This is a genomic window from Dapis purpurea BLCC-M126 (assembly GCF_050015975.1).
Classification (GTDB): Bacteria; Cyanobacteriota; Cyanobacteriia; order Cyanobacteriales; family Microcoleaceae; genus Trichodesmium.
Window position 1 is genome coordinate 16,245 of the sequence record NZ_JBNHER010000271.1, and the last position, 12,594, is coordinate 28,838.

The 12,594-nt window shown below is 36.7% G+C and carries 11 protein-coding genes; 1 reads left to right on the top strand and 10 read right to left on the bottom strand.

All coding sequences use genetic code 11. The annotated features are described in order from the left end of the window. Positions 1-208: 208 nt before the first annotated feature. The 7 genes from ACP6PL_RS24840 to ACP6PL_RS24870 all read right to left on the bottom strand — a co-directional run bounded on the left by ACP6PL_RS24840 (position 209) and on the right by ACP6PL_RS24870 (position 7,396). The gene (locus tag ACP6PL_RS24840; RefSeq protein ID WP_426548007.1) at positions 209-1,057 is read right to left on the bottom strand and encodes an FkbM family methyltransferase; all 849 of its coding nucleotides are present in this window, start codon (positions 1,055-1,057) and stop codon (positions 209-211) included. A 164-nt stretch (positions 1,058-1,221) separates the two neighbouring features. Beyond that, positions 1,222-2,262 carry a Gfo/Idh/MocA family protein gene (locus tag ACP6PL_RS24845; protein WP_426548008.1) on the bottom strand — a complete coding sequence of 347 codons (1,041 nt, stop codon included), beginning with the start codon at positions 2,260-2,262 and terminating at the stop codon, positions 1,222-1,224. Between the two features lie 86 nt (positions 2,263-2,348). Next, complete coding sequence (locus tag ACP6PL_RS24850) at positions 2,349-2,597, bottom strand: hypothetical protein (RefSeq protein WP_426548009.1); 249 nt, start codon at positions 2,595-2,597, stop codon at positions 2,349-2,351. Continuing rightward, on the bottom strand, positions 2,569-3,102 hold the full coding sequence (locus ACP6PL_RS24855) for a glycosyltransferase family 2 protein (RefSeq protein WP_426548010.1): 534 nt from the start codon (positions 3,100-3,102) through the stop codon (positions 2,569-2,571). Before ACP6PL_RS24855 ends, ACP6PL_RS24850 begins: the two co-directional genes overlap by 29 nt. A 137-nt stretch (positions 3,103-3,239) precedes the next feature. Further along, positions 3,240-5,474 carry a CHASE2 domain-containing protein gene (locus ACP6PL_RS24860; RefSeq protein ID WP_426548011.1) on the bottom strand — a complete coding sequence of 745 codons (2,235 nt, stop codon included), beginning with the start codon at positions 5,472-5,474 and terminating at the stop codon, positions 3,240-3,242. Between the two features lie 310 nt (positions 5,475-5,784). Next, positions 5,785-6,504 carry a DUF928 domain-containing protein gene (locus ACP6PL_RS24865; protein ID WP_426548012.1) on the bottom strand — a complete coding sequence of 240 codons (720 nt, stop codon included), beginning with the start codon at positions 6,502-6,504 and terminating at the stop codon, positions 5,785-5,787. Positions 6,505-6,658: 154 nt separating this feature from the next. Then, positions 6,659-7,396: a DUF928 domain-containing protein gene (locus ACP6PL_RS24870; protein ID WP_426548013.1), complete on the bottom strand. Its 738-nt coding sequence runs from the start codon at positions 7,394-7,396 to the stop codon at positions 6,659-6,661. 1,398 nt (positions 7,397-8,794) lie between these two features. Here ACP6PL_RS24870 and ACP6PL_RS24875 point away from each other — a divergent pair. Continuing rightward, positions 8,795-9,292, top strand: coding sequence for a 2TM domain-containing protein (locus ACP6PL_RS24875; RefSeq protein ID WP_426548014.1), 498 nt, complete (start codon positions 8,795-8,797; stop codon positions 9,290-9,292). 649 nt (positions 9,293-9,941) lie between these two features. Here ACP6PL_RS24875 and ACP6PL_RS24880 read toward each other — a convergent pair. From ACP6PL_RS24880 to ACP6PL_RS24890, 3 genes are all read right to left on the bottom strand, one after another. Beyond that, positions 9,942-10,868 carry a glycosyltransferase gene (locus tag ACP6PL_RS24880; protein ID WP_426548015.1) on the bottom strand — a complete coding sequence of 309 codons (927 nt, stop codon included), beginning with the start codon at positions 10,866-10,868 and terminating at the stop codon, positions 9,942-9,944. A gap of 136 nt (positions 10,869-11,004) precedes the next feature. Then, positions 11,005-12,093 (bottom strand): phospho-N-acetylmuramoyl-pentapeptide-transferase, encoded by a 1,089-nt coding sequence (gene mraY / locus ACP6PL_RS24885; RefSeq protein WP_426548016.1) that lies wholly within the window; start codon positions 12,091-12,093, stop codon positions 11,005-11,007. 99 nt (positions 12,094-12,192) lie between these two features. Further along, positions 12,193-12,594 (bottom strand): DUF3134 domain-containing protein (locus tag ACP6PL_RS24890; RefSeq protein ID WP_426548017.1); only part of this gene is annotated, 402 nt, incomplete at its 5' end.

A 12,594-nucleotide genomic window follows, 5' to 3' on the forward strand; every position in this document is an offset into this window, starting at 1 on the left:
AAAACGATATCCCTAACAAGCTCAGAAATGTACATTGGATTTTCAAATGACAGGTTAGTTCGAGCAGATAGTGAAACTTCCCTAAATAACTAGGCAGAGAACATAGAGTCACTAAGACGATGGTAATGACAAAAATCAAATATAGTAGTTTTTCTATCCCCAAAATATCCATCAGATTTCCTGTTTAAATTACCAAGCAAGAATAGTCTTATTGGGGAAGTGCCAAAACATTTATACTTCCACCCGGAGGACATAATTTTTTGATCGCCTCCTTTGTCATCATAATTGGATATTTATCGGTTAAATGTACCAGTCGATATTGAGCGTCTTTTAACTCAGCAAGCAATTTCTCTAACTGTTTTTCCTCTTCCTCATTCTGACGAGCCATCTCAAGAATTATCTTGGGGGAATCTCGTAAAAGAAGTTTCCTTGCACCTTTGAGAACAGGTAGTTCGTAGCCATCAACATCTAACTTAATTAGATCGACTTTCTTGTGGGGATGCTTCTCGAAATATCCATCAAGTGATATCCCTTGCCCCCCATCAGTCGTCATTAATCTTCCTTTGTGTTGTGGGTGCGTCAATTTGTCCTCGCTCGCCGATAGATTCCAACTCGAATACACAAAAGATGGCGGTTCTTTTTCCTCTTCTAGTAACATCATCTGCTCAGTCTTAACCCGATTGAGCAAATGAGGGTTTAAAGATAAATTATTCTGTAACTTACCATAAGCCCATGAGGTTGGTTCAAAGGCAATAACACGTCCATCAACTCCCACATATTCAGCTAAGGGAAGGGTTAGTGCGCCGATGTTAGCACCGATATCCACAACAACATCTCCCGGCTTGACAATACCCTTTAATTCCTTGATTGTTTCTGGCTCGTAAACTCCTAAATAAATCGCAAGATCTATACCCTCTTTTAAATCAAGAGACCAACATAAACCTCGACGATATACTTTAGCAGTTGATGAAAGCCCAAAAATTGTTCTAGCCCCAACGATCAAATTACTAATCAATTGGGCAATTCTGATTTTTTTCTCAGTTGGAAGTCTTACCATTTCAGTTATCAGTTATCAGTTAGTAGTTAGCCTCCTCCGGAGGAACTGCGTTAACAGTACCTCTGGCTGTTTGCGCAGCATAATCTAGGAAACCCAGAGGCTTGAAATACGGTATCTGAGTCTATAAAATATTAGTTTTGACTTTTGAATTTTGACTTTTTACTTCAGTGAAGAGGAACACCACCTCCCTCGCTAGACTGGTAGGCTGCTTCGACGCAGGACATAGTGACGAAGGCATCTTCCACCGAAGTGGGCAAGGGGCGAGATGGGTCTTCCAACTTGCGCATCAGGCTAGACATGGAACCGATAAAAGCTTCTGGGAACCACGACCCCTGAATATCATAGCTTTGCCACTCCGCCTCCTTCTCGCCCTGCAACAGGCAAACTTCAAATTCATCCCTAGTTCCCTTGGGATAATCCATCAGCACGCCCAGGCGGATCTTGATGACTCCTTCGGTGCCCTCGAATTTCAAATATGATTCCTGATGTTTCAGACCAAACTTATGAGCATGGTTAGTGTTAATGGTAGCCCGCACAAACTCGCCATAGTCCAACATTAAAGTCGTGCGTACTGAGGCTATCTTGATTAGATCGGGATGCTTTACTGTTTTTGCGTAAACTCCCTTGGGATCTCCCAAGAATGAGCGGATGAGGTCGATATAGTGAATGCTGTGGTAAAGAATTTCCACCCGCTGGCACTTTTCAAAGAAATCCCATAAATGCCAAGGGGTATCAACCGTAACCCGCATCTCAATATCCAGAAGCTCCCCCAGGCAACCTTCTTCTATCAGGTGGCGGGCTGCAATCACAGGCGGTGCCGTGCGCAACTGAAAATTAACTGCCGCAGTGTACTCCCGTTCACGGCAGATACTCAATAACTGACGTGCCTGAGCTAAATCCTCGCCCATGGGCTTTTGGATCAATATCCCAGCTCCTTGGGGAAACTTGGGAAGCAGTTCCAGCAAAGCTGAAGCTGGTACAGCAATATCAAAGACTGCATTTGCTGGAGCATGGGTTACTGCCTCTTCAACACTGGCGTAAACATTAGGAATAGAGAATTTCTGAGCTAGCGAGGCTGCTTTCTCCTGCTTGATATCAATAATTCCTGCTACCTTAAAACCAGCTATCTGATAGGCTGGCAGATGAGCATCAGAAACAATGCCACCAGCACCGATAATTACTATAGGTTGTGGCTGATCAGGCATGATAATTTGGTCATTTATCTGCATGAGTGACACAAAAACATTACAAATTAAATTCTAAATTATACATTTTAAATTCTAAATTTCAATTACTTCTTAACCTCTAAAGCAGTATATAAAATCATTTTTAAAAGTTGGAAACCGCCTTGGATATGTTGAATATTTGATTTACCATAAGTTCTTGGTAAATATTTTACAGGAACATCCTGAATAGTTAAGCCAAGTTTTTTACACCCAATAAGCAAATCAAAATCCCCAAAAGGATCGTATTTACCAAAGTTTTCCCAATTACTAACTATCTGGAGATAGTTAGTAATTGGCAATAGCTTTAGTTCCACAAAGAGAATCCTTAATTTCAACTCCCAATATGATTGATAGTACTTGAGCAAAAAAGCGATTAGCAAATTGATTAGCCAATGGCATCACTTTCAATGATACTGAATGAGTCAGTCGCGATCCATTCGCTAATTGGCAATCACCTGAAGCGATCGCCTCAAAAAATTTGGTTAACTCATTTGGGTGAACAGTTAAGTCAGAATCTAGAATAATCAAAACATCACCTGTTGCCATGTCAAAACCCTGACGAACAGCATCCCCTTTTCCTTTACCATGATTCTGACATATTTTGATATCCCATTGCTCCTGATATAAACTCTTAACTCTCTTGATTTCTTCCCAAGTATTGTCTGAAGAATTACTCTCAATAAATATAATTTCTGTATGTTTGCCTAGTTTTGGCATTTGAGTAATGGAATCTTCAATAGTACCAGCTTCGTTTCGAGCAGGTATAATTACACTTGCTGTTTTTTGATAACTCGGTGCTTTTTTTATTACCTCTAACATACTATCTATACTTTATTTCTTGATAGTTATCTTCTGTCTATGTAACAAAGCAGTGTTTTACCTAAAATTTAGACATACCAAATATTTTGGCTATTAAAACCGATAAATTACCGCTTGACAATACTAAGAATTAATCACTAATTCTGTAACGATTTATACAAAGATTCTAATTTAGCCGAAACATCTGGTGGTTTAGCCGTAAAACGAATATAAAAATTGCCATTTTCTGCTTTTTTCTCTAAAACTTTACCATAAACATCCTCACTTTCTTTTTCATCCCAGATAAAATTCAGCTTAATATTAATCAAAGCTGGCGGAGTATTTCCTCCTGAATGTACCCCCTGAATTTCTGCTTCTTTTTCCGACAACTTTACTAAACTTCCACTATTTAAACAATTACCAATATTTTTGCCATCTAAAACTACATAATGTAAAGAAATCGCTTCTTTTAAAGGTAGATAAATTTCCTCTTCTTTTGTCAAAACTAAATTATATTTACCACCAAGAGCACCAACATCATAAATAGTAATTGGCTTTTTAACTCCTTTTGGCATTACCTCTTTTTCACCATTAATTTTAATTATCGATCCTACTTCATTTAAAGTAGTTCCAGAAATTAAAATTTGCCCCCCAGTAGTATAAGATTCAATCCGATAAGTTAAATTTACCTGACTGCCAACAATACCATATTTTGTCCGTTTACAAGAACCAATATTACCAACAACAACCTCTCCTGTATTAATCCCTATTCCCATTTCTAAAGGTGCTAAACCCCACTCTTTCATCTGTTTATTTACAGGTTCCATTGCCAATTGCATATCAATTGCACAAGCAACAGCTCTTGTCGGATCATCTTTTCTAGTAATAGGGGCACCAAATAAAACTAAAATTCCATCCCCCATAAATTCATCAATAGTTCCGTTATGCTTAGTAATTACATCTGCCATATGTCCCAAATAAAAGTTAAGAATTTTCACAACTTCTTCTGGTGATATACGTTCTGATGTGGCAGTAAATCCTCTTAAATCAGAAGTTAAAATTGTAATTTTGCGGCGCTCTCCTCCTAACTTTAATCCTTCCGGACTTTCTAATAAAGTAGCCACTACCTCATCAGTTAAATAACGACCAAAAGTTTTGCGAATATCCTGAGCAGTTCGAGCAATATAAGCTGTAATCACAATTGCTGATGTTGTCATTCCTAAAAACGCAGGAACAACAGGCAACCACCAACTCCACAAAAAAGCAATGTAAGTGCTAGCAAATAAAACTCCACCAGCAACAAAAATCGTAATTACTTTCCAAATAGAAAAATAACTAACACCACCAGCAGTCCGCCATCTCCAAGTTGTCGCAGCTCCTACTGCAGACCAAAATAAAATCCAGATCCACTCGTAGATATCCCCCCAAGTCTTAATCATAGAACGACCATCAATAGCAGAACTAATCAGTTGACTGATAAAATTAGCATGGACTTCAACCCCGCTCATAGGTTCTAAAGTTCTAGTTAAGTTGCTACTGTAGGGAGTAGAGAATAAATCATTAAAACTTTCTCCCACCGATCCAATCAAAATAATGCGATCGCGTCCCCAGTCAGGAGGTACTCTGTCTTCAAGAATATCCATCATGGAAACAGTCTCAAAGTGGCGACTCGGACCTCGATAATTTAAAAGAATTAGATAACCACCTGCATCAGCGCCTACATAACCACCATCATCAGCTTCAAATGGCTCTAGTATAGTTTTTCCAAGTTGATATATATTTTCATCAAGTGTCTTGGGACTAATCTCAAAATTCTCTAAATAACGCAAAGCAACCTTAGAAGCAAAACTCGTGACATTTTCCCCATTTTGAAGTGTGACAAATAAATAACCTCGTCGAATTCTTTTATCTGGATCTACTTTTAAATCATTAGAACCTGCCTGATTATTCTCCTCCAAAGCAGGTGGTGCTTCTATCACATCTCTTTCTCTATCCCCCACTACTTTTTTAATTGCAACTAAATTGGGGGTAGACTCGAAAACTTCCACTAATTCTTGATGACCAGGTTCCACAGGTAAATCCCGATAAATATCTAAACCAATAACTTTTGGCTCCATTGCTTTCAATTTTTTCAGCAATTTTGCATAAACACCATCAGGAAAAATTGGCTGCCCAATTGCTCTAAGGTCGTCTTCATTGATACCTACAATAGCAATTCTATTGTCTGGACTTTCCAATGGTCGCATCCGCATATAGGCATCATAAGTGCGCCACTCCCAAAACTGTATTAAACCAAGAAAACGTAGTAGGATTACCAACCCTGTAATACTGGGTGCAGTAATCCAGACACCATGCCATTGATTAAAAAAATAAGTGCACTTATTCCATAACATCGGTTATTTCAGTTATCAGTTATCAGTTATCAGTTATCAGTTAGCCTCCGATAGGAGGAACTGCGTTTTTCATGTCGCGGAGCGAAACAGTACCTCTGCCTGTTTGCGCAGCATGACCTAGGAAACCCAGAGGCTTGACATAAGGAATATTCTCTTTTTTTATCGCCTTAAAAGAGGAGGCTTGAGACCTTTTGTTTTGGTCATTAGCACCTTTTAGAAAAAAATAGGTTAATCTATCAACTGTACCATCAAATCAAACTTAGAGTGCCCTGAGCAAATTTAGAGGTAGTTATTTCCATAATAACTCAATTTATTCTGCTTCTACTTTACAACAGGATGCAAAAGGCTCAGAAGCAATTTCTTTTAATCCTACTGATGTTAATAATTCCTCCCACTCTGTAGGGTTAGAAGTGCGTAACTCAGCTACGGTAGCTATTGTCTCATTCCAAATTTTGGCATTTGCATATATTTCTGCTTGTTCAAGAGGACTAGCATTTTTTAAGCTGTTTTTCAGTTGTGAGTCTATTTCCACTTTTTTGATAGTTCCCTCAACAAATTTGTCAGCACTACGATCCCAAGGGTCAAAAATTATCGCAAATCTCCAAGTATATTCTTTATTATTTGTCAGACTTACATTTTTGGGGACAGTAAGTTTCACAATACCAGAAGTATTAGTAACATCTAAGTTAGTTAAATAAAGAGTTTTACCTGATTTATCAATTATTTCAAATTCTGCTGACTTTGCTTCGTGTTCAGGAACATACAGAAAAAATTTCGGATTACTAGCGATTGTAGTTCCAGCATTATCATCTCCTGGCATTAGAGCTATCAAGTCACTTCTGCTAGGACCGCGAGTACCTCCACCACTGGTTCGTCCTGAAGGGGATCTTTTTCCCCCTTCAAAGTCTACGCTAATTAGCAATTCTGGGGTTTGCTGTGCTTTTGCCAATTCCCAACCAGAAAAAGTTACAATTATTGGAGATATAGCTAAAGCCAAAAGTCCCCAAAACTTGATATTTTGCTTCCCCATAATCAATCACATCTCCTTCAATTACATGATTTAACTCTATTAGGACTTAGACAAAGAAACCCGGTTGCTACGAGAAATCTTTGGTTTTAACAATAAATATTTACGAAAAGACTTAGTTTCTAGCTTCGCGTGGGTAAGTCCTGTATATCTTTAATTATTCTGCTTCTACTTTACAACAGGATGCAAAAGGCTCAGAAGCAATTTCTTTTAATCCTACTGATGTTAATAATTCCTCCCACTCTGTAGGGTTAGAAGTGCGTAACTCAGCTACGGTAGCTATTGTCTCATTCCAAATTTTGGCATTTGCATATATTTCTGCTTGTTGAAGCGGACTAGCATTGTTTAACTTATTTTCTAGTTCTGAACTTATTTCTACTTTTTTGATAGTTCCCTCAACAAATTTGTCAGCACTGCGATCCCAAGGATCGCAAACTATGGAAAATGCCCAAGTATATTCTTTGTTTGTTTTTAGATTGACATTTTTTGGTAGAGTCAGTTTCACAATACCAGAAGTGTCAGAAATATCTAAGTTGGCAGAATAGACACTTTCACCTGATTTGTCAGTTATTTCAAATTCTGCTAACTTTGCTCCGTGCTCAGGAATATAGAGAAAAAATTTTGGATTACTAGAGATTGTAGTTCCAGCATTATCATCTCCAGGCATTAGAGCTGTCAAATTTCTGTTTGTTGTAATGGTATCGCAGGTTCCGCGAGTACCTCCACCACTGGTTCGACCTGAAGGGGATCTTTTTCCCCCTTCAAAGTCTACGCTAATTAGCAATTCTGGGGTTTGCTGTGCTTTTGCCAATTCCCAACCAGAAAAAGTTACAATTATTGGAGATATAGCTAAAGCCAAAAGTCCCCAAGACTTGATGTTTTGCCTTCCCATCATCAATAACATCTCCTTTAATTACATGATTTAACTTATATTTGCAATCCTAGCATATCTCCCAATCAGTGTATTCACTTACTATATTTAGCTTATTTCAAGGAAAGTTATAACCGTTTTTTTATAGACATTATAAAGTTTATATTCTCAGGGTAGCTTCTCCACAAGATTCAAGGGAATACCTGCCCACACACCTAAAAATTTAAGGACAGGGAGAAGGACTTAGGCACAGAAACCTAGTTGCTAGGAAAAATGTTTGGTTTGAACAGTAAACATCTACGGAAAAACCAGGTTTTTAGGTTCTAGTCCGTAATTCCTGAATTATTTATTTTTGTTCAGATGTTGAATTAGTTATCCATTTTAAATGAATAGCAAATTGAAAAAAGATACCTGCATTCAACAATTAACAATTAAGTAAGCAGACAAAATTAAACTGAACTGTCGATTTATGGAACATTTAACAGAAAATAGTTTCTGCTTTGTTAATCGTTCTTAATAAAGTGATATTTATGTCGTGCTACTTAACAATAACCCATTCTTATTTTCAATATTTAAAAATATAATTTTTACACCAATTACTATGCATTAATCCTATATTTTGCCCAGACTTCAATACTCAAGTAATCAGCCAAATTAAAAGTCATTTTTTGACAATTATCAGTCAATTAAATAATTATTATTGCTATATTGACCTCTCCTGCTACCTCCCACACTTCAACTGCTTGGAGGGGTTCGGGGTCGGTCTCACACTTCTCCACCCAATCAAATGTAGCAAAATTTTTGAGATTTGGTATTATCCCTCCCAAACTCTAGAAGGTGGGGACTTTAACCTAGGCTTTTTAACACTTAGGTAAGTCATAATAAAGCTGAAAACTAATAGGTAAGTAGACCGTGGTAAATTTTGTGCTTTATGTATCAAATTGTAAACTTCCTCGGAAGTATTTCATATCAATGACTTGAAGCTTTTTATAGCTAAATATCCAACATCTTTTTTTTACCTTGTTCTACTTAGTTAATTATAGACAATATTTAGTAGAAATTTCCCCTCTTAACGGGTAGGAATCCTCCATTGTTATTCCCTGGTATTTATTGGAGAATAGAGTATAGTGCTTCTTAGTAAGCATGAAGTACACTTAATATTTTCTGTTGGCTGTTCCCTGTTTCCGAAAAAATAGAATTTTATATCTTACAAGTATGCTAATTACTATATATTATAATAAATAATTATAAAATTTAAGTAGTAGAGTTATGACTAATAAATAAGGTCAATAGCCTTGCCTTGGCTGCGCCACGAGCTGTCGCTCTACAAGGAGATAGAAAAGGAAATTCTGATTTTCTTCGCCTCCCTATTACTGGAGGTACTGATAACTGATAATTGATAATTGATGACTGATAAATGAAATGACAAACCCACAAAACCAAATTACCCAAACTTATGCTCAAGATGATGTTCAGCAAATTCTCCAACTTGCCTTAGCACATCGTTCTGAAGGAGGCGAACTTACAAAAGCACAAGTATCAGAAATTGCCCAGGAGATGGGTATTTCTCCTGAAGAATTAGCAGCAGCAGAACAAAAATGGCTTGCCCAACGGGGCGAGTTTCAGGAAAAACAAGTTTTTAATCAAGTTCGCCGAGAAAAATTCAAGCAAAGTGCGATTAAATATGGAATTGTTAATTCATTTTTAGTGCTGCTTAATTTAGTAACTGCTCATACTCTTTCTTGGTCTTTACCAATTTTATTATTGTGGGGATTATGGTTAGCTTTGGATGCTTGGAAAACTTTTCAAGTTGAAGGAGAAGATTATGAAAATGCTTTTCAAAGATGGCGTTTAAAGAAACAAGTAGGGCAATCTATTGGTTCTTTGGCGGATAAATTTTTCAAGAGTTTACAGTCTTGAATAAGAATTAGGATACTTGGTCAGTATAGGGAAGGAAAGTGTTTTTTTTGATGGTTTATTAAAAACATTTAAAATTGGTAATTCTTCCCTACTATTAAATAAATTATAGCAGTTTTCATTAATATAGAGTACAGAGATTTGGGTTTAAAGGAAGAAGGCTTTAGTTATCTAGGAGAGAAGGAAGAAATTTTGTAGTCTACCTTTGTGAAAACCGCTATAAATAACCTAATTAATCAAAAAAATAATTATATTATTAGCGTTAATATTGGCATAAAAATCTTATTACAACTGAGAAATAAGTATGATATTTATCAACCCTAAAATTGATTATACCTTATTGATATTGTACTAATTAGAAAAAAATTTGCTACATATTGCCAAAAAAATAAGCGATCGCTTATCTAACTGATTAAGAAAGCGATCGCTCCAAATGTATCACTAAATTTTTGACAAAATACCAATATTAAACTGATGATTTAAGCATCGAAAATAGAAACAATAATTTCACCAGAATTATCTTTTTCATAAACATACATTAACAAAGCACTAACCGTAGTTGTTTTTTTAACTTCCAATGTTATAGTATTTTCATATCCATTTAAATAAATTTTCAAGACAAAATACTTTTATTGAGCTGTATATTTTTTAACTAAATCCTGTCAATTTGCCGCGCTTTCTCTGACAATATTGATTCTTTTTGACCCATAATTCTTGCCCTAGCATTTAGTAAACCAATAGGAGTATTAAATAACTCTACTAATTCTGCTTTACCTGATATTATTTTCATAGTTGTTAAGGGTAATTCTTTTAATAACCATCTACTCACACGATACACATATTCTTTTGTTTTGAACTCTCGCATTAAATCAACGCCGTGAAGCTCATGTAAATACTTATTCGATTTCCCATACCTGCGCCATTGACTTTGTAAATCTTTCCAAGTTGAACGATGTCTATGTTTAACTATAGCCTTTTCAGCAAATTTAAACTGATAAGATGTTTCTCGTAAAATTCGCCAACACATATCAGCATCTCCACCTGTTGTTAGGTAAGGGCGAAATAATCCTACCTCTACAAATGCCTGTTTTTTAATAGCTAAATTAGCAGTTTGACCATAAGGACAAAATGGATGAGCTAGAGTATGTTTTTGGGAAAGAGTATCTTCTTGATCGGCGTATTTTTCTAATAAACTATCACCAGGTAAAGCAAGTATTTCCCCAACTACAATACAAACATTAGGGTCAGAAAATGGCTGAATTAAATTTTCTAACCATTGAGGTTGGGGGCGACAGTCGCCATCAGTAAAAGCAAGTATTTCGCTATTAGCCGATCGAATACCAGCATTACGAGCAGCATAAGAACTTTGAATTTGATTTTCAGTAAGTGGGCGAATCGTAATTTCCTTTGACTCTGCTGCTGCTTGAATAATGGAACTACTACGATCGCTACTATTATTATCTACCAGTAAATATTCTACTTGCTCGGCAGAATAAGTTTGCGATCGCAGACATTCTATCAATTCTGGCAAGTCTTTCTCACCATTATAAATTGGTATAACTACTGAAACTTTTGTCATTTTGTCCGCTGAAGGAAGTTGTTAAAAATTTCAATCACTAATAGACATCTCCAATAATGAAAAATAAGATCAATTATCGTACTCTTATTTATCAATTATTTCCCCCTACTCCCTACTCCATCTTTTCTGGAGATGTCTAATGTAATAAGCAGAAGCTGGCTAGAATTGAACTAACTAAATAAAAAGTTCCTACGACTTGAGTTTCTAACCAACCGGATAGTTCCAAATGATGATGAAAAGGAGCCATTTTAAATAACCGTTTGCCTACTCCATCAGGTCCTTTTGTTGCTTTGTAATAACTCACTTGAGCAATGACAGAAAGAGTTTCTATTAAGAAAATACCACTAATAATTAAAAGTACCCAGAGAGTATTAGTCAGTACAGCAACTGCTGCTAAACCACCACCCAAAGCTAAGGAACCCGTATCACCCATAAACACTTTAGCAGGGTTACGATTATGAGCAACAAAACCAAGACAACTACCACTCATGCAAGCACAGAAAATCATTAGCTCTGAAGAGGTAGGGGCTAAATAAGCTCCTAATCCTAAAAAAGCGATCGCTCCTAAACCTCCCATTAACCCATCAACACCATCAGTAAGATTTGTAGCGTTACTTTCAGCAACTAAAACAAAACCTGCCAGAGGCCAAAATAGCAATCCCAAAGATAATTGTAGACCAAAAGGTAAAGCAATATTAGTAATTGTGCTAGGCTGACTCCATGCTAGCCACCCGCAGAATAGAATAGCAAAACCAATCTGCAAAGCCAATTTCATTTTCGGAGATATTCCTTTATTAGACTTACGTTGCAAAATTTGCCAATCATCTAGCCAACCAATAAAGCCATAAGCTAGAGTAAGTAAAGATACAGCTATTACATCTGGGTGAAATCTGGACAATACCAGGGCAATCGCTACTCCCACTGGTACAAAAAATATGCCTCCCATAGTTGGAGTCCCAGCTTTTTGTAGGTGGGCTTGAGGGCCATCCTCTCTGATTATTTGTCCAGCTTTCAGCTTTCTTAGTATGGGTATAGCCCAATAACCGAAACTTATAGTTACTAGGCCAGAAATAATTAGGGGGAAAGTAAGAGATTCGATACTGAAAATCCTATTAGCCATACCATCTAGAATCAGGGCAAATAAACTTAATCCTAAACCTAGACCCCATAATAAATTTTCTCCCGATACAGTGAGAGACTTGCTTAAAGTCAGCTTATTTTGCACAAAAAATCTCCTCCACACACACTTTTTTTAGAGTTTAAATTTGATAAATAAATTGGAAATTTAGCTAATAACCGAATAGCTTTTAATCATCACAAATCTTTATTCAACTGGTTCATCTGGATTGTCATCCAATACATCATCATCTTGAAAACTATCATCTACAGCTATTAATGCTGAAATTTCTTCTTCCTCTTCTGTATATTTGTCTGATTCAACAGGATCTCTAGGTAACATTTTCCCTGATGATTCTAACCAATCAACTAGAGATGAGTCTCGTTGGGCAGTAATTACATCAGCAGGTTCATGGCGAGGTATCAGAAGCAGAGAGGGATTATAGAGTTTAACTATTGGTAACTGAGATTGATTATTTCTACGGCTAATAGCTCCGATTTCTTTTCCTACTGTTTTTTCTACCGTTGCTTCTACAATGCCTGTTGATACTACAGGTTGTGGAACTGTTTCCTGCACTACAGGTTGTTGCACTACAGGTTGTTGTGGAAC

Bases quoted from the DNA above. Each gene is read 5' to 3' on its own strand.
- ACP6PL_RS24840 (WP_426548007.1), bottom strand. From the start codon at position 1,057: ATGGTAAGACTTCCAACTGAGAAAAAAATCAGAATTGCCCAATTGATT.
- ACP6PL_RS24845 (WP_426548008.1), bottom strand. From the start codon at position 2,262: ATGCCTGATCAGCCACAACCTATAGTAATTATCGGTGCTGGTGGCATT.
- ACP6PL_RS24855 (WP_426548010.1), bottom strand. From the start codon at position 3,102: ATGTTAGAGGTAATAAAAAAAGCACCGAGTTATCAAAAAACAGCAAGT.
- ACP6PL_RS24860 (WP_426548011.1), bottom strand. From the start codon at position 5,474: ATGTTATGGAATAAGTGCACTTATTTTTTTAATCAATGGCATGGTGTC.
- ACP6PL_RS24865 (WP_426548012.1), bottom strand. From the start codon at position 6,504: ATGGGGAAGCAAAATATCAAGTTTTGGGGACTTTTGGCTTTAGCTATA.
- ACP6PL_RS24870 (WP_426548013.1), bottom strand. From the start codon at position 7,396: ATGATGGGAAGGCAAAACATCAAGTCTTGGGGACTTTTGGCTTTAGCT.
- ACP6PL_RS24875 (WP_426548014.1), top strand. From the start codon at position 8,795: ATGACAAACCCACAAAACCAAATTACCCAAACTTATGCTCAAGATGAT.
- ACP6PL_RS24880 (WP_426548015.1), bottom strand. From the start codon at position 10,868: ATGACAAAAGTTTCAGTAGTTATACCAATTTATAATGGTGAGAAAGAC.